This window comes from Micromonospora chersina, assembly GCF_900091475.1.
GTDB classification, from domain to species: Bacteria; Actinomycetota; Actinomycetes; order Mycobacteriales; family Micromonosporaceae; genus Micromonospora; species Micromonospora chersina.
Genome location: NZ_FMIB01000002.1, coordinates 4,690,282 through 4,706,702, shown reverse-complemented (window position 1 = coordinate 4,706,702; position 16,421 = coordinate 4,690,282). Strand labels below are relative to the sequence as shown.

At 74.8% G+C, this 16,421-nt stretch carries 18 protein-coding genes; 7 read left to right on the top strand and 11 right to left on the bottom strand.

All coding sequences use genetic code 11. The features are described 5' to 3' along the window. Positions 1-118: 118 nt before the first annotated feature. From hppD to hisC, 4 genes are read left to right on the top strand one after another with little or no spacing between them, the layout of a single operon-like run. Positions 119-1,324 (top strand): 4-hydroxyphenylpyruvate dioxygenase, encoded by a 1,206-nt coding sequence (gene hppD / locus GA0070603_RS21865; RefSeq protein ID WP_091317227.1) that lies wholly within the window; start codon positions 119-121, stop codon positions 1,322-1,324. A gap of 10 nt (positions 1,325-1,334) precedes the next feature. Then, entirely contained in the window at positions 1,335-2,048 is a 714-nt protein-coding gene (locus GA0070603_RS21860) for an RDD family protein (protein ID WP_091317224.1), read from the top strand. After that, complete coding sequence (locus GA0070603_RS21855; RefSeq protein WP_091317221.1) at positions 2,045-3,019, top strand: RDD family protein; 975 nt, start codon at positions 2,045-2,047, stop codon at positions 3,017-3,019. Before GA0070603_RS21860 ends, GA0070603_RS21855 begins: the two co-directional genes overlap by 4 nt. Continuing rightward, positions 3,016-4,119 carry a histidinol-phosphate transaminase gene (gene hisC, locus GA0070603_RS21850; protein WP_091317219.1) on the top strand — a complete coding sequence of 368 codons (1,104 nt, stop codon included), beginning with the start codon at positions 3,016-3,018 and terminating at the stop codon, positions 4,117-4,119. The genes GA0070603_RS21855 and hisC overlap by 4 nt, the downstream gene beginning before the upstream one ends. A 122-nt stretch (positions 4,120-4,241) precedes the next feature. Here the strand turns inward: hisC and GA0070603_RS21845 are convergent, their stop codons facing one another. From GA0070603_RS21845 to GA0070603_RS21825, 5 genes are all read right to left on the bottom strand, one after another. Further along, positions 4,242-5,495, bottom strand: coding sequence for an outer membrane protein assembly factor BamB family protein (locus GA0070603_RS21845; RefSeq protein WP_091317216.1), 1,254 nt, complete (start codon positions 5,493-5,495; stop codon positions 4,242-4,244). Positions 5,496-5,582: 87 nt separating this feature from the next. After that, complete coding sequence (locus GA0070603_RS21840; RefSeq protein WP_091317213.1) at positions 5,583-6,065, bottom strand: SRPBCC family protein; 483 nt, start codon at positions 6,063-6,065, stop codon at positions 5,583-5,585. A 110-nt stretch (positions 6,066-6,175) separates the two neighbouring features. After that, the gene (locus tag GA0070603_RS21835) at positions 6,176-6,385 is read right to left on the bottom strand and encodes a DUF397 domain-containing protein (RefSeq protein WP_091317211.1); all 210 of its coding nucleotides are present in this window, start codon (positions 6,383-6,385) and stop codon (positions 6,176-6,178) included. A gap of 141 nt (positions 6,386-6,526) precedes the next feature. Beyond that, entirely contained in the window at positions 6,527-7,726 is a 1,200-nt protein-coding gene (fahA, locus tag GA0070603_RS21830) for a fumarylacetoacetase (RefSeq protein ID WP_091317208.1), read from the bottom strand. Then, the gene (locus GA0070603_RS21825) at positions 7,723-8,577 is read right to left on the bottom strand and encodes a hypothetical protein (RefSeq protein WP_091317205.1); all 855 of its coding nucleotides are present in this window, start codon (positions 8,575-8,577) and stop codon (positions 7,723-7,725) included. The genes fahA and GA0070603_RS21825 overlap by 4 nt, the downstream gene beginning before the upstream one ends. A gap of 94 nt (positions 8,578-8,671) precedes the next feature. On the opposite strand from GA0070603_RS21825, the gene GA0070603_RS21820 reads away from it, so the two are divergent. Then, the gene (locus GA0070603_RS21820; RefSeq protein WP_091317202.1) at positions 8,672-9,838 is read left to right on the top strand and encodes a homogentisate 1,2-dioxygenase; all 1,167 of its coding nucleotides are present in this window, start codon (positions 8,672-8,674) and stop codon (positions 9,836-9,838) included. Here GA0070603_RS21820 and GA0070603_RS21815 read toward each other — a convergent pair. After that, the gene (locus GA0070603_RS21815; protein ID WP_091322182.1) at positions 9,835-10,872 is read right to left on the bottom strand and encodes a tetratricopeptide repeat protein; all 1,038 of its coding nucleotides are present in this window, start codon (positions 10,870-10,872) and stop codon (positions 9,835-9,837) included. The genes GA0070603_RS21820 and GA0070603_RS21815 overlap by 4 nt on opposite strands. 59 nt (positions 10,873-10,931) lie before the next feature. Continuing rightward, on the bottom strand, positions 10,932-12,326 hold the full coding sequence (locus tag GA0070603_RS21810) for a BTAD domain-containing putative transcriptional regulator (RefSeq protein ID WP_244282581.1): 1,395 nt from the start codon (positions 12,324-12,326) through the stop codon (positions 10,932-10,934). 148 nt (positions 12,327-12,474) lie between these two features. Here GA0070603_RS21810 and GA0070603_RS21805 point away from each other — a divergent pair, with 148 nt between their 5' ends. Beyond that, positions 12,475-13,002, top strand: a complete 528-nt coding sequence (locus GA0070603_RS21805) for a hypothetical protein (RefSeq protein WP_091317199.1) — start codon at positions 12,475-12,477, stop codon at positions 13,000-13,002. Positions 13,003-13,038: 36 nt separating this feature from the next. Here the strand turns inward: GA0070603_RS21805 and ispF are convergent, their stop codons facing one another. From ispF to GA0070603_RS21790, 3 genes are read right to left on the bottom strand one after another with little or no spacing between them, the layout of a single operon-like run. Then, positions 13,039-13,521 (bottom strand): 2-C-methyl-D-erythritol 2,4-cyclodiphosphate synthase, encoded by a 483-nt coding sequence (ispF, locus tag GA0070603_RS21800; RefSeq protein ID WP_091317196.1) that lies wholly within the window; start codon positions 13,519-13,521, stop codon positions 13,039-13,041. Between the two features lie 16 nt (positions 13,522-13,537). After that, the gene (gene ispD / locus GA0070603_RS21795) at positions 13,538-14,233 is read right to left on the bottom strand and encodes a 2-C-methyl-D-erythritol 4-phosphate cytidylyltransferase (RefSeq protein WP_091317192.1); all 696 of its coding nucleotides are present in this window, start codon (positions 14,231-14,233) and stop codon (positions 13,538-13,540) included. Between the two features lie 54 nt (positions 14,234-14,287). After that, positions 14,288-14,773, bottom strand: a complete 486-nt coding sequence (locus GA0070603_RS21790; RefSeq protein ID WP_007073334.1) for a CarD family transcriptional regulator — start codon at positions 14,771-14,773, stop codon at positions 14,288-14,290. A gap of 327 nt (positions 14,774-15,100) precedes the next feature. Here GA0070603_RS21790 and GA0070603_RS21785 point away from each other — a divergent pair, with 327 nt between their 5' ends. Beyond that, entirely contained in the window at positions 15,101-15,802 is a 702-nt protein-coding gene (locus GA0070603_RS21785) for a hypothetical protein (RefSeq protein ID WP_091317188.1), read from the top strand. A 7-nt stretch (positions 15,803-15,809) separates the two neighbouring features. On the opposite strand, the gene GA0070603_RS21780 is transcribed toward GA0070603_RS21785, so the two are convergent. Further along, the gene (locus GA0070603_RS21780; RefSeq protein WP_091317186.1) at positions 15,810-16,415 is read right to left on the bottom strand and encodes a hypothetical protein; all 606 of its coding nucleotides are present in this window, start codon (positions 16,413-16,415) and stop codon (positions 15,810-15,812) included. Positions 16,416-16,421 lie beyond the last annotated feature (6 nt).

Below are 16,421 nucleotides of genomic sequence, written 5' to 3'. Positions count from 1 at the left end.
ACAACCTGACCAGGAGTTTCGGCGACTGTTGCCCAACCGGCCGCCGCGCAGCGATCCTCGCCACAACAGCAGATCAACGGCGGCCCACGAGGCCGGCCGGTGCGCAAGGGAGGCCACCATGACCCAGGCGATCGACCGACCCCAGTCGACCGAGGAGGTCGACGTCGACGCCCTCGTCGGCGCCGTCGACCACGACATCACCCGCGACCCGTTCCCGGTCAAGGGCCTCGACCACGTGCACTTCCTGGTGGGCAACGCCAAGCAGGCCGCCCACTACTACTCCACCGCGTTCGGCATGACCTGCGTGGCGTACCGGGGGCCGGAGCAGGGCTACCGGGACCACGCCCAGTACGTGCTGACCAGCGGCTCCGCGCGGTTCGTGCTCACCGGCGCGGTCCGCCCCGACGCCGAGGGCGCCGAGCACGTGGCGAAGCACAGCGACGGTGTCTCCGACATCGCGCTGGAGGTGCCGGACGTGGACGCGGCGTACGCGCACGCCACCGCCCAGGGCGCCACCGGCCTGATCGAGCCGCACGACGTCAGCGACGAGCACGGCACCGTCCGGATGGCGGCCATCGCCGCCTACGGCGACACCCGGCACACGCTTGTCGACCGGTCCCGCTACACCGGCCCGTTCCTGCCCGGCTTCGTGGCCCGCGGCCCGATCGTGGACCGGCAGCCGATGATCGACGCCGGCATCCAGCCGAAGCGCTTCTTCCAGGCCGTCGACCACGTGGTCGGCAACGTGGAGCTGGGCCGGATGGACGAGTGGGTCGAGTTCTACAAGCGGGTCATGGGCTTCAGCAACATGGCCGAGTTCATCGGCGACGACATCGCCACCGACTACTCGGCGCTCATGAGCAAGGTGGTGGCGAACGGCACCCGCAAGGTGAAGTTCCCGCTCAACGAGCCGGCCGTCGCCCGCAAGAAGTCGCAGATCGACGAGTACCTGGAGTTCTACCAGGGCCCGGGCGCCCAGCACATCGCCGTGGCCACCAACGACATCCTGGCCAGCGTCGACGCCATGCGGGCCGCCGGTGTCGAGTTCCTGGACACCCCGGACTCCTACTACGAGGACCCGGAGCTGCGCGCCCGGATCGGCCAGGTGCGGGTGCCGATCGAGGAGCTGCAGTCCCGCAAGATCCTGGTCGACCGGGACGAGGACGGCTACCTGCTCCAGATCTTCACCAAGCCGGTGCAGGACCGCCCGACCGTCTTCTTCGAGCTGATCGAGCGGCACGGCTCGCTGGGCTTCGGCAAGGGCAACTTCAAGGCCCTGTTCGAGGCCATCGAGCGGGAGCAGGAGAAGCGCGGGAACCTGTAACACTGTCCGCGTGACCGAGCCTCAACCAGCGTCTCCGCCGCCCGCCGGGCCCCCGCCCGCGGGCGGCGGCTTCGCGCCGCCGTCCGGGCCGTACCTGCCGCCGGCGCAGCACACCCCGCCCACGTACGCCGGGCTGCCGAGCTACCCCCCGCCACCCCCGGGGTACGCCCCGCACGCCGCCTTCGTGCCGCCTCCCCTGGCCCCCGGCGGGCAGCCGCTGGCGGGCTTCGGCGATCGGCTGGTGGCGTGGCTGATCGACGGCCTGGTGGCGACCGGGGTCGCCATGGTGCTCTTCGCGCCGGTCTTCGTCTGGATGGTCGTCAGGATGGTCGACGACCTGCCGCCGCCCGGGCCGGACGGCACGGTGGCCGGGCCCGACTTCGGCACGGCCATGACCGACTTCTTCCTGCCCGTGCTCCTCGCCGAGTTCGGCGTCCTCGCGCTCATGCTCGTCTTCTACTGGCTCTACCACGTCGAGTACGCCCGCCGGAGCGGGCAGACGCTCGGCAAGAAGGTGATGAAGCTGCGCATCGTCCCGCTCGACCCGAACGCCGCGCTCACCCGGGGCATGCTCGGCAAGCGGTACCTCGTGGAGTTCGTCGCCGGCGCGCTGGTTCCGTTCGCCAACTACCTCGACGGTTTCTGGCAGCTCTGGGACAAGCCCTGGCAGCAGTGCCTGCACGACAAGTTCGCCGGAACGGTCGTCGTTAAGGTTGCACCGTGAGTGTGCAGCCCGGCTGGTACGTCGACCCCGCCGATCCCGAGACCCGCCGGTACTGGGACGGCGAGGGGTGGATCGGCGCGCCGATCCCGGTCGACGCCACCCCGCCCGACGGACCGCCGCCGCCCGAGCCGGCCCCCGCCGCCGCAGCGGCCCCCGCCGCCGCGTCGCACCCGGGCCAGCCGGCCCCGGTGACCGGCGCGCAACCCGGCGGTCCGGCCCCCGGGCCGTGGTCGGGGCCGCCGGCCGGTGGCCCGGGCCAGCCGTGGCCGGGTCAGCCGGGGCAGCCGGGACCCTGGGCGGGCCCACCCGGCCAGCAGGGGCCGCCGCCGGGCTGGCCGTACCCGGGCTGGCCGGGACGTCCGCCGGCGCCGCGACCGCACGGGCTGCCGCTCGCCTCGTACGGCGCCCGGCTGGTCGCCCGTCTCATCGACCTCGGCGTGGTGTTCCTGCTCAACGTCGTCGTCAACGGCTGGTTCGTCTGGCGCTACGTCGAGGAGATCTCGCCGTACCTGCGCGAGTCGGTGCGCCGGTCCCTGGCCGGGGACACCTCCACCGAGGGGCTGCCCCAGCCGGGCGAGCAGGCCGCCGGGCTCCAGATCGCCATCCTGCTGATCGCCACCGCGCTGTGGTTCGCCTACGAGGTGCCCTCGATGGCGGCGCGCGGACAGACCTTCGGCAAGCGGCTCGTGGGCGTCCGGGCCGTGCCGGTCGAGGCGGACCAGCCGCTCGGGTTCGGCCGGGCCACCCGGCGCTGGAGCACCCTCGGCCTGCCCACCCTGCTCTGGTACTGCTGCGGCCTCGGCCTGCTGCTCCAGTTCGTCGACGCGGTCTCCCCGCTCTTCGACCAGCCGCTGCGCCAGGCCCTGCACGACAAGCGGGCGCAGACCGTGGTGGTCCAGCTCCCCCGCACCCGGCCCGACACCCGTACCGCCCCGCGCGACCGCGCCAACCCCCCGGGAGACACCCCATGACCGACACCGGACGTCACCAGCCTCCGCTGCGGCTCACCCGCGCCGACCTGGACGCGCTGCCCAACTACGTGCCCGGGCGCAGCCCGGCCGACCTGGCCCGCGAGCTGGGCCTGCCCGAGGCGATCAAGCTGGCCAGCAACGAGGTCCCGTACGGCCCGCTGCCCGGCGTGGTGGAGGCGGTCGCCGAGGCGGTGGCGGGTTCGCACCGCTACCCGGACATGGGTGTGGTGGCGCTGCGCCAGGCCCTCGCCGAGCGGTACGGCGTGGACGCCGACCGGATCGCCACCGGCTGCGGCTCGGTGGCGCTGGCCGAGCACCTGGTCCGGGCGACCTGCCTCCCCGGCGACGAGCTGCTGTACTCGTGGCGGTCCTTCGAGGCGTACCCGATCATCGCGGCGACCAGCGGCGCGACAAGCGTGCGGGTGCCGAACGACGCCGGCCACGGCCACGACCTGGCCTCGATGGCGGCGGCCGTGACCGACCGGACCCGGATGGTCCTGGTCTGCAACCCGAACAACCCGACCGGCACGGCGGTCCGCAGGGCCGAGCTGGACCGCTTCCTCGACGCGGTGCCGGACGACGTGCTCGTGGTGATCGACGAGGCGTACCGGGAGTTCGTCACCGACCCGGAGGTGCCGGACGGCCTCACCTACCTGGACCGGCCGAACGTCGCGGTGCTGCGCACCCTGTCCAAGGCGTGGGGCCTGGCCGGCCTGCGGATCGGCTGGCTGGTCGCCGCGCCCACCGTGGCCGCCGCCGTGCGCAAGGTGGTCACCCCCTTCTCCACCAGCATGGCCGCGCAGGCGGGCGCGCTGGCCGCGCTGGCCCAGGCCGACGAGGTGGAGCGGCGGTGCGCGCTGGTCGTCGCCGAGCGGGACCGGGTCACCGAGGCGCTGCGCAAGTTCGTCCCGGACGTGCCGGACAGCCAGGCCAACTTCGTCTGGCTGCCGCTGGGCGACCGGGCCGTGGAGTTCGGCAAGGCGTGCGAGGCGCGCGGCGTGATCGTCCGGCCGTTCCCCGGTGACGGGGTGCGCGTCACCATCGGCACGCCGGCCGAGAACGACGCCTTCCTGGCCGCCGCGGAGGCCGCGCTGGCCTGACGGCAGGTCCGGGGCCGGTCCGTCAACCCCCTACGGACCGGCCCCGGACGCCTCGGGTCGTCCCGTCGACCTGGCGTGCGGGCAACCGTGGAGAATCGTACCATTTGTCCGTTTCATGCGGGTCAGGTCGCGGCCAGCAGCACCGGCTCGGCCATCAGGAAGTAGCCCTGGTCGTCGTCGTCCGGACCGGCGCGCTCGCGGAGCCGCTCCACCGCCACGTAGCCGCCAGCCGCGTGCGCCCGGCCCGGCTGCCAGCCGGTCCCGTCCCGGCCGATGTCCATGGCGAACCGGGACCGCTCCGCGCCCGTCACCGGGTCGAGGGTGACCAGGTCCCGCCCCTCGGTCAGCAGGTGCACCCGGCCCGGCTCGACCGCCAGGATCCGGACCGGCCCGAGGTCGGCCCGGCGCCACAGCTCCTCGCCCGTGCGGGCGGAGCGCCCGGTGACCACGCCGCCCGCGGTGCCCACCGCGCGCTCGCCGTCCAGCTCGGCGTCCGGGCCGTCGAGGGCGGGGGCGGCCACCGGCTCGGCCGCGCCGACCACCAGCCAGCCCCGGCCGGCCTCGTCGCCGCGCCCCGAGGTACGCAGCCCCCGACAGGACGAGCGCCCGTCCCGGCAGCCCACCGGGGTCACCACGAGCCGGCCCGGGGCGTCCGGAGGCCGCCAGCGGGTCCGCACCGCGCCGGTCGCGGCGTCCCGGAACTCGACAGCGGCCGGCCCGGCGCACGAGTCCACGCCGACCACCTCGCCGTCGGCCGTGGTGCCCACGTCGGCGCGGCAGCCCCGCCCCACCTCGGCCCGCCACAGCCGGCGGCCGTCCGTGAGGGCGTACCCGCCGACCGCGCCGGGGCCCGCGGCGATCAGCACGGCACGGCCGTCGGCGGCCCGGGTGACGTGCAGCCCCGCCGGGTCCCAGACCGTGGCGGCGTAGGTGCGGCGCGGCTTCGGCACCGCGCCCGGCGCGGGGCCGTCGGCCCGCCAGGCGACCCGCCCGGTACGCGCGTCCAGCGCCACCAGCTTCCCGTCGGACCAGCGGCTCACCACCGTGGTGCCCTCGGCGAGCACACCGACCAACTTCGCCGGCCAGCGGCGGTACGACCAGAACGGGGTGACCCGGTGCTTCCCGGAGACCGGCTGGTCGGCGTACACCTGGCGGGCGCCCGCGTAGACGCGGAGCCGGCCGTCCACGACCAGCGGCGCCACCGGCAGCCGGCCGATCACGCCGACCGGCGGGGTGGGCGCGGCCGGGTACGCGCCCCGGGCGACCGTCTCCACCTCGGCGGGCGCGAGGACCCGCAGGACCACGGCGGCCGCCGCCGCGACGGCCAGCACCGCCACGACCGCCACCACGATCCGCCGCCCCGAGGGCTTCCCCATGCCGTACCTCCGCCCGGCACCCTACCCAGCGGCGGCTCCCGGGCCCCGCACCGGCCGACCCCGCTCGGGTCGGGTCAGCGGGTCGGCTCAGGCGGCCTCGGCGGACCGGGCGGGCCCGACGGCCAGCGCCAGGTCGGCCAGGTCGCGGCGGAGGGCGCCCTCCACGGCCCGGGCGGCCAGGCCGCCGAGGATCAGGGCCAGCACCCGGCCGTACGGGCGGGTCGGCACCGCCTCGTGCTCGACGGTGACCTCGGTGCAGCCGCGCCGCCGGCGCTCGACGGCGCGCAGCGTCCAGGTGATCCGGTAGTCAGCGCCCGCACCCCGCGAGCTGAGCACCAGCCGTGCCGGGGCGGCGGCCTCGACCACCAGGAACTCCTCCGCCTCGGCGACGCCGTCCGGCCGGACCCGGGTCTCCCGCCAGGCGGTGCCGGGCCCGAGGTCGCCGGGGTTGAGAACCTCGACGTCGCCGACCGCGGACAGCCAGTCGGCACGCGCCGGGAGATCGGTGAGGAGCCGCCAGACGTCGACGTCCTGCGCTTCGATGAATGCGGAAACCGTCACCGTCGACATGGCACCTCCCGTGTCGTCCACGGTACGGGCCGTGACCGGGTAACGGGAGCCTTGCGGTGACATTTCCACCACCGGTGCCCCGAGCGGGGCACCGGGTGTGCGGCGAGCGGTCAGCGGCGGAAGGCGTCACCCCGGATCGCGGCGACGAACGCCGTCCAGCCCGGTGGGCTGACCGCGAGCGCCGGGCCCTGCGGGTCCTTCGAGTCGCGTACGCCCACCACGCCGTGCGCGGCCACCACGTTGGTGGCCACCTCGACGCAGAGGCCCTGATCGTTGGAGCGACTGCTGGTGCGCCAGACGGCGCCGGTCAGCTCGGTCATCTCTCGTCCTTCCTGTTCCTCTCGGGTGCGCCCCGGCCCGCACCGCCGGGGCGTACGCAATCCGCGACGATCAACGCCGAAGGACACGTCCCCGGTCGCACAGCGGGTGCGACCGGGGACGGAGAGTGAACAGGGGTCGGTTCAGCGGGCCGGGAGGATGCTCCCGGTGACCTCGCCGAGGGCGATGGTGGTGCCGTCCGGGCCGGGCGCGGTGGCGGTGATCGTCACCGTGTCCCCGTCCTCCAGGAAGGTGCGGGCGGCGCCGTCGGCGAACTTGACCGGCTCGGTCCCGCCCCAGGTCAGCTCCAGGAACGAGCCGACCTGGCCGCGCTCCGGACCGGAGACGGTGCCGGAGGCGTAGAGGTCGCCGGTCCGCAGCGACGCGCCGTTCACCGTGAGGTGGGCGAGCTGCTGGGCCGGCGTCCAGTACATGGTGGCGAAGGGCGGCTCGGCGACGCGCTCGCCGTTCCACTCGACCGACAGGGTCAGGTCCAGCCCGAGGTGCGGGGTGTCGTGCAGATACTCCTGCACCGGCGGGTCCTGGTCGGGGGCGGGCACGAAGGCGTCGGCCAGCGCGTCCAGCGGGGTGACCCAGGCCGAGACCGAGGTCGCGAAGGACTTGCCCAGGAACGGCCCGAGCGGCTGGTACTCCCACGCCTGGATGTCCCGGGCGGACCAGTCGTTGACCAGCACCACGCCGAAGACGTGGTCGGCGAAGTCCGCGACGGCGACCCGGTCGCCGAGCCGGCTCGGCACCCCGACCACGAAACCGACCTCGGCCTCGATGTCCAGCCGCACGGAGGCACCGGTGGTCGGGCCCTGCGCGGTGGCCCGCTGCCCGCTGGGGCGGACGACCGGGGTGCCGGAGACGACCACCGTGCCGGCCCGGCCGTGGTAGCCGATCGGCACGTGCTTCCAGTTCGGCAGCAGCGGCGGCTGCCCGGGCCGGAAGATCTGCCCGACGTTCGACGCGTGGTGCTCCGACGAGTAGAAGTCGACGTAGTCGGCCACCTCGAACGGCAGCAGCAGCTCCACCTCGCGCAGCGGCACCAGCAGCGGCTCCACGGCCGGGCGGTGCGCCGGGTCGGTGAGCAGCTCGGTCACCCGCTGCCGGACGGCGGTCCACTGCGGACGGCCGAGCGCCATGAAGTCGTTGAGGGTCGGCCGGCCCAGCGCCCCGGCGGCCAGCACCAGCCCGGCGGCCTCCGCGCCGGCCAGGTCCAGCACGAAGTCGCCGATGCGTACGCCGATCCGCGGCGCGCGGTCGCCCTGCCGGAACACCCCGTACGGCAGGTTGCTCACCCCGTACGGCGACCCCGCCGCACCCGTCACCCAGCTCATTCCTCGAAGCCCCCGTTCACCAGCCCCAGCCGGATCAGATCGGTAAGTGGTTCGGAGATGCTGCACGAGCCGTAGCCGACCCACAGCGGGCGCTCGGCCTCCCGGTGCGACCGGGCCAGCTCGACCACCCGGAGCGGGTCGGTGGCGGCCAGCAGCTCGGCCACACCGTCCACCTCGGCGCCCCCGGTGGCGGCCAGGGTGGCGGCCAGCACGTTGACGAAGCCGTGGTGGGTGAAGCCGGTCTCCGGATCCCGGTGCCGGATCGCGTGGTGGAGCCCGGCGGTCAGCTTGAACGGCAGGTCCCGGTCCCGGCAGGCGCAGATCACCGCGGCCAGTTCGACAGGGGTCGGGAACAGCTCGGCGGCCAGCCCGCCGGTGCGGAACTTGGCGGCCACCGGCAGCCCGCCGGCCCGCGCCTCGGCGAGGGCGTCCAGCGCGCCCATCAGCCCGAAGGTCAGCGGGACCTCTGCGTAGACGGTGCCGCCGAGTCGCTCGGCGAGCTTGACCAGGTCGGCCAGGCCCGGCTGCGGGTCCTCGCCGCGCTTGGCGACCGGCGCCTCGACCTGGCGGACGGTGAGCCGGGGATCCGCCTCGGCGAGGGCCGCCTCCAGCCGGCCGACCGGCACGTCACCGATCACACCGACCGCCAGGGTCGCCTCCGGGGCGAGCAGCTCGGGCAGGTCCGGCAGGGTCGAGGCGGGCAGCAGCAGCGGGCCGACCAGGTCGGCGTACCAGCCGGCCCGGTGCCGGTGATGCGCGGTCACGGCGTCCGGCAGCGCGGCGCTGCCGGGCGGGAAGACCGCCGCGTCGTCGACCAGGCCGGCGAGAAGGCGGGGCACCTGCGTTGACACGAGACAAGAATCTACGGGACGCTACAAGGAACGGACAACCGCGTCCGATTATCGGACGTCACCGGCCGGAGAACGGGACATATCGGGAGGCGAGATGCCGTACTACCGCAGCGTCGGCGAGGTGCCCCGCAAGCGCCACACCCAGTTCCGCCAGCCCGACGGCAGCCTGTACGCCGAGGAGCTGGTCGGTCAGGAGGGCTTCTCCTCCGACTCGTCGCTGCTCTACCACCGGCACGCGCCCACCGCGATCGTGGCCGCCGAGGAGTTCACCCCGCCCGCCTTCACCCGGGTGCCCAACCTGCCGCTCAAGCCGCGGCACCTGCGCACCCACAAGCTCGACGGGGCCGGCGCCGACCCGGTGCTCGGCCGGCAGTACCTGCTCGCCAACGACGACGTGCGGATCGCGTACGTCCTGGCGGACAAGCCGTCGCCGCTGTTCCGCGACGCCACCGGCGACCACTGCCTCTACCTGGAGTCCGGCTCGCTGCGCGTGGAGTCGCCGTTCGGCGTGCTGGAGGCGGTGGCCGGCGACTACGTCGTCATCCCCACCTCGACCATCCACCGCCTCGTGCCCACCGGCGACGAGCCGACCCGGCTGCTCGCTGTCGAGGCCGCCGGCCACATCGGCCCGCCCAAGCGCTACCTCTCGGTGCGCGGGCAGTTCCTGGAGCACTCCCCCTACTGTGAGCGGGACGTCCGCGGGCCGGACAGCCCGCTGCTCGTCGACGAGACCGACGTCGAGGTGCTGGTCCGGCACCGGCGCGGGTGGACGAGGTACGTCTACGCCAACCACCCGTTCGACGTGGTCGGCTGGGACGGGCACATGTACCCGTGGGCGTTCTCCATCCACGACTTCGAGCCGATCACCGGCCGGATCCACCAGCCGCCGCCCGTGCACCAGACCTTCCAGGGCCCGAACTTCGTGATCTGCTCGTTCGTGCCGCGCAAGGTCGACTACCACCCGGACGCCATCCCGGTGCCGTACAACCACCACAACGTCGACTCCGACGAGATGCTCTTCTACACCGGCGGCAACTACGAGGCCCGGCGCGGCTCCGGCATCGAGCAGGGCTCGATCTCGCTGCACCCCTCCGGCTTCACCCACGGCCCCCAGCCGGGCGCCGCGGAGCGGTCGATCGGGGCGGAGTTCTTCGACGAGCTGGCCGTCATGGTGGACACCTTCCGCCCGCTGGACCTCTGCGACGCGGGGACCGCCTGCGAGGACGACGCGTACGCCTGGACCTGGGCGCGCCGGGCCTAGCGCACCGGGTGCCGGCCGGCGCGGGCGAGCACGGCGAACCCGGCCACCACCGCCACGGTGATCCCGGCGACAAGCGGCCACGGGCCGCCGACCAGCGCGTAGAGCACCAGCAGCGCCGGGGCGGCGGCCACCGCGTACACGCTCAGAGCCAGGCCGCGGTCGGCGCGGAGCAGCCCGGGCAGGACGGTGTCCCGCAGGCCGGGCAGCCGGGCCGCGTGCCGCCAGACCAGCAGGGCCCCGCCGAGCGCGGCCAGCACCGCGAGGACGCGGGACGGGCCCGGCGCGACCGGGGCGAGGAAGGCGACCAGCACGGTGGCGACAAGCGACCAGCCGGCGCCGTGGAGCACCAGGCGGTGCAGCGGGTCGACGGTGGTCGGGCCGGCGTCGCGGCGTTCCGGGTCCATGGTGGCCGCCTCGGCCAGGTGCTCCAGCGCCTCCGCGTAGCGGCGCTGCTCCAGCCGGATCACGCCCGTGTCGTGCCGCGCCGCGGCCACCTCCGGGTCCAGCCGCAGCGCCTCCCGGTAGGCCCGCTCGGCCAGGTCGTACAGCTCCAGCCGGGCGGCGACCAGGCCGAGCACCAGGTGCGCCTGCGCGGTCTCCGGGGCCAGCTCCACACCCCGCCAGGCGGCGTTGAGCGCCGCCTGGCCGTTGCGCGCCCCGGCCAGGATCGCGGCGGCGCTCCGCTGGGCGTACGCGTCGTCCGGGCCGAGCGCCAGGATCTGGTCCCCGGTGCTCGCCGCGGCCTTCCACCGGCCCAGGTCGACAAGGGCGAAGCCGCGCGCCACGAGCGGTGACAGGGCACCCGGGGCGGCGGCCACGGCGGCCTCGGCCACCGGCAGCGCCTCCGCCGACCGGTCCGCGGCCAGGTGCACCCGGGCCAGCATGGTCAACGCCTCGGCGTTACCCGGGTGGCCGGCGAGCGCGGCGTCGAGTTCCTCCGCTGCCTCGTCGTACCGGCCCAGTTCGGCGAGGAGTTGCGCGCGCTGGAGGTAGCCGTCGGCGGCGGACTGGTCGGGGGCGGCGTCGTTCGACATCCCGGCGAGCGTAGCCCCCGGCCGGGCCGCCCGCCCGTCACCGAGCGGGCGGACACCGGTCAGGCGCTGTGGCAGCGGGGCCGGTCCGGCGAGCGCCCGCAGGTGCCCAGGCTGCACCAGCGCCGCAGCCCGCTCTCGTCCAGGAAGAGCCAGCCGCACCGCTCGTCCGGGCAGGTCCGGAGGGTGAGCCGGCGCGGGTCGGCGAGCAGCTGGGCGGCGCTCCAGGCGACCGCGTGCAGGGGCATCCGGAGCCCGGCCGCCAGCTCCGGCCACCAGCGCCCGCGGCCGTCGCTCTCGGGCCGGAACGCCAGTTCCTTCGCGGCGGCCTCCGCGTGCCGGGCGACCGCGTCGAACGCGCGCCGGTCGTCGGGCCCGGTGAGGCACCCGTACAGCGCCTGCCGCAGGCCCCGGGCCTCGACGAGCACCGCCTCGGCCTGGTCGGGGTCCCGGCGGGCCAGGTGCAGCAGCCGGCTCACCGAGACGTCGTCGAGGAGACCGACGTGCCCGGCCCACACGGCCAGGGTGCGGTAGCCGCGCAGCCATTCGGCGCCGGGCAGCGGCGGTTCGTGCCCCCACCCGGCGAAGGTGTTGCAGAAGTCCAGCGCCGGATGGCCGCCCACGCTCCAGGGCAGGCTCTCGTCGCGGACCCGCACCTCGTACACCGGCCGCCCGGGCCGGTCCAGCCGGTCGTCGCCGCGCAGGATCCGGCGGTGCACCTCCCGCAGGCGCGGCCCCGGCTCGACGCCCAGCTCGTCCACGAGGACCTGCCGGGTGGTCCGGTACAGCCGCAGCGCGTCGGCCTGCCGCGCGCCCCGGTACAGCGCGGTCATCAGGACGGCGACGAGCTGTTCCCGGGTCGGGTGCCGGGCGGCCAGTGGCATCAGCTCGGCGATCGCCCGGGCGTGCTGGCCCAGCGCGAGCTGCGCCTCGGCGCGCAGCTCGACGGCGACCAGCCGCAGCTCCTCGACGGTGCCGTGCAGCCGGTCCCGCAGTTCGCCGTCGGCCGCGTCGGCGAGCAGCGGCCCTCGCCAGAGGGCCAATCCGCGGTCGAGCAACCGCACCCGCTCGCCCGGGTCGGCGGCCACGCCGGCCGCCCGGACCAGATCGCCGAACTCGTCGACGTCGACGCGGTGCCCGTCCGCCTCGACGAGATAGCCCTCGCCCCGGGTGCTGATGCGCACCCCGTACGGCGTCAACGACCCCCGCAACCGGCCGATGTACGTCTGGACGGCACCCCGGGCCGAGGCCGGCGGCCGGCCGTTCCAGAGCAGGTCGATGAGGCGCTCGGTGGGGACCACCCGTCCCGTGTCGAGCAGCAGCACACCGAGCAGGCAGCGCTCCTGGCGTCGGCTGCCGACCTCGACCGGCCGGCCCCGGTGGCGGGCCTCGAAGGGTCCGAGCAGTCGGAAGTCCATACCGAACAGGACCGGCTGGCCCGGCCCGCCGGTTGTCATCGGGCGGTGAGCGGATGGTGGGTGCCCGGTGGTCCGTCCGGCGCCCGGGCGGATCCGCCCCGGCTGCGGCTCGGCGCGCGGTGAGCCGGTGGTGAGCGGGCCCGGTGACCCTGGTCCGGCCCTGACCAGAAGCACGGATGGAGTGACAATGCGTTTCACGATGAGCATCGTGGTGGCGTCGGTCGTGGCCGCGATCGTCGCGACCCTGCCCGGCACGGCGTCCGCCGCGGGCGGCGACACCGCCCCCGGCGCCTGGGAGCCGGCCCCGCAGGCGGCGTTCGAGCTGCCGGCCGGGGCCCGCTGCGACTTCGCGGTACGTGTCGAACCGATCGTTGACGAGGTCCGGAAGCTGACCCTGGCCACGTACCCGGACGGCTCGCCGGAGCGGGAGCTGTTCACCGGTGCCCTCATCGACCGGGTGACGAACCTGGAGACCGGGGCCACGTCCACGGCGGACGCCAGCGGCAGCGCGCTTGTCGTCTACGGCACGGACGGGTCGATGACCTGGTACGTGACCGGACCGGTGCTGCTCGGCTTCCGGGAGAACGCGGGTTCGCTGCCGAAGGGGCTGTGGATCGTCGACGGCCAGTTCACCGTGGAGTTCACCCCCACCTTCGAGAAGACCATCACGATGCTCCACGGCACGACGCACAACGTCTGCACGGACGTCGACTGATCCGGCGCGGCGACCGGGCGCCACCCGGTCGCCGCGTCACGCCGCCGGCGCCTCGTAGACCAGGGCCACGGCGATCCCGGTGAGCCCCTCGCCGCGCCCCGGGAAGCCCAGGCCGTCGGTGGTGGCGGCGGAGACGGTGACCGGCGCGCCGACCGCCGCCGACAGCACCCGCTGCGCCTCGTCCCGGCGCGGACCGATCTTGGGCCGGTTTCCGATCACCTGGACCGACACGTTGCCGATCTCGAAGCCGGCCGCCCGGACCCGCCGGGCGCTCTCGGTCAGCAGGGCCACCCCGGAAGCGCCCGCCCACTCCGGCTGGTCCACGCCGAAGTTCGCGCCCAGGTCGCCGAGGCCGGCCGCGGAGAGCAGGGCGTTGCAGGCGGCGTGGGCCGCCACGTCGGCGTCCGAGTGGCCGGCCAGGCCGTCCTGGTCCGGCCAGTGCAGGCCCGCGACCCAGCAGGGCCGCCCGGCCGCGAAGGCGTGCACGTCGGTGCCGATGGCCACCCGAGGAACGATCATGAACCGAGGGTACGCGTCAGGCGCCGCTGGCCAGCAGGTGCTCGGCCAGGGCCAGGTCGAACGGGCGAGTGATCTTCAGGGCCAGCTCCGACCCGGGTACGCAGTCGACCGGGACGCCCAGCTTCTCGACCAGGCCGGCGTCGTCGGTGAGCGCGTCCCCGGCCGCCTCGTGGGCGGCGGTGAGCACCGACCGGCGGAAGCCCTGCGGGGTCTGCACCGCGCGCAGGGCGGCCCGGTCGACAGTGCCGAGGACCCGTTCGCCGGCGTCGACCTCCTTGACCGTGTCGACCACCGGCAGCACCGGGATCACCGCGTCGTGGCCGGCGCGGACCGCCGCGGCCACCGACTCGACCAGCTCGGGCGGGGTGAGCGCCCGCGCCGCGTCGTGCACGAGGACGATGTCCGGTCCGGCGGGGACGGCGGCCAGCGCGGCGGCCACCGACGCCTGTCGCTCGGCGCCGCCGGGGACCACGGTGACCGGGGCCACCGGCGCGAGCATCGCCCGGACCGCCTCGACGTCGGCGGCCGGGGCGGCCACCACGACGGTGTGCACCGAGGGCGCGGCGGCGATGCGGCGCACCGCGTGCACCAGCAGCGGCTCGCCGCCCAGCAGCCGGAGCGCCTTGGGCGCGCCCGGGCCGAGGCGTACCCCGGCACCGGCCGCAGGAACGAGGACCGCGACGTCACCGCGCGGATTGAGCTGCGCGGTCACGTCGCGGTCCTCGGATTCGTTTGCTACGGCGTGGGTACGACGATGAGGTGTGGATCAGGCCTCGGTCAGCACCTTGTCGAGCAGCGTCTCCGCCTCGTCCTTGGTGCTCTTCTCGGCCAGCGCGACCTCGCCGACGAGAATGTCGCGGGCCTTGGCCAGCATGCGCTTCTCACCCGCGGAGAGACCCCGCTCCCGCTCCCGGCGCCACAGGTCGCGGACGACCTCGGCGACCTTCAGCGGGTTGCCGGAGGCCAGCTTCTCCAGATTCGCCTTGTAACGCCGCGACCAGTTGGTCGGCTCCTCGGTGTGCGGTGCACGGAGCACGTCGAAGACCTTGCCCAGGCCCTCTTCGCCGACCACCTCTCGCACACCCACGATCTCGGCGTTCTCGGCAGGCACCCGGACCGTCAGGTCACCCTGCGCGACCCTCAGGACGAGGTACTGCTTAGGCTCGCCCTTGATGACCCGAGTCTCGATTGCCTCGATGAGTGCGGCCCCGTGGTGGGGGTAAACAACGGTCTCGCCGACACTGAAAACCATAGGTTCGAAACCCCTTTCGCTGTGTCTAGGGTAACACGCTCAGGCACCGATGTCTCACCGCTGTCCTGACCGTTGGCGCAGCTCAGGGGCCCTGTGAGAGGTATTTCTTCAGCTTGACAGGCGGTCAAGCCGATGGTTTCGACACGCTCCGTGACCAACGGATGACAACCCGGTAAGGGTGACGGAAGCGTTCATATCTAGGGCGATGCGCTCCTTCCATGGTAGCTCCGGAATTCCGCGTGCGCCCAGGTGTGGCGGTACGACGGCCGGTGCGGGACGCTGGAAACGGACGTACGTCCGCTCACCGCGACGGCTTCTGGGGGTCCGATGGGCATGCCTGACGCTGAAGGCCACGGGCCACCGGACGGGCTGCCCGACCTGCCTCCGGAGTGGGGCCGGGTGGTCGTCCCCGACGACGCCTCGGCGCTGGCCGAGGAGGCCCGCCAGGTCCGCCGCGAGCTGCGGGTGGCCCGCCGGCAGGCCACCTCGCGGCAACGCCCCGGCCCGGCCGGCCGGGCGGCGCCCGGGCTGCCGGTGCTGGTCCTGCTGGTCGCCCTGCTGATCACCCTCACCGGGCTGGCCGCCGTCACCTGGCCCCGGTCGAGCCGCTCCGGCGGCGCTCCCACCGTGCTCCCGTACCCGACGGCGCCCATCGGGCCGCTGCCCGCGCTCGACCTGGTCGGCCCGGACGACGCGCCGGTGCCGCTGCGCAGCCTGCTGCCCGCCATGATCATCCTGGTGGACGCGTGCGTCTGCGCGGAGGAGGTCGGCACCGCCGCGGCGACGGCGCCGCCCGGGGTGACAGTGGTGACCGTCACCGAGAGCCGCAGCGCCGGGTCCGCCACCGCCCCGGGGGTCCGCCCGCTCGCCGACCCGGCCGGCGGCCTCCGCTCCTACCTGCATCTCTCCGCCCACCCGGGCACGGCCGCCGCCCTGCTGGTGGACCGGCGGGGCACCCTGGTCCGGGTGGTGCCCGACCTGGGCCCGGTGACGGACTACCGCGACGACCTGGTCCGGCTGGCCGGCTGACCGCCGATCAGCCCAGCGCCTCCAGCCGGGCGTCGAGGTCGACAGGCTCCCGCAGCGCGGCCAACCGCACCAGCAGCGGCCCGCCCGTCGAGCTCACCACCACGAGCGAGGTGGCGCTCGGGTCGCCGCAGCTCAGCACCTGCTCGGTCCCGTCGTCGGACGAACCGGTGAACCCGACCACCACCGCGCCCCCGCCGGAGCAGCCGACCGTCAGCAGGAACCGGTTGCCGTCCGAGGCGTTCGCCCGGCGGGTCACCGGAGCGCCGTCCGGCATCAGACGGGACCTTTCCCGCCACACCTCGAAGAGGACCTCGCTCCGCCACGTCGCCCTGCCTGGCTCCTCGTGGATCACCACCGGCGCGTCCGGATCCACCTCCGTCTGCTCCAGCACCCGCCCGGTCCGCACGTCCACCACCACGCTCAACCCGACCGGGGAGCCGGTCGGACCGAGCCGGACGCCGGGTTCGAGGAAGGCGCCTGCCGACGGGGTGGGCGCGGGCGCGGACCGGCCCAGCTCCGGCGCCGCCGCCCGCCACCAGCCCGCGCCGGCCGCCAGCGCCGTCACGGTCAGCCCGGCCAGGAGCGCACTCCGCATCCGCTCGTCGGGAGCCATGCGGAG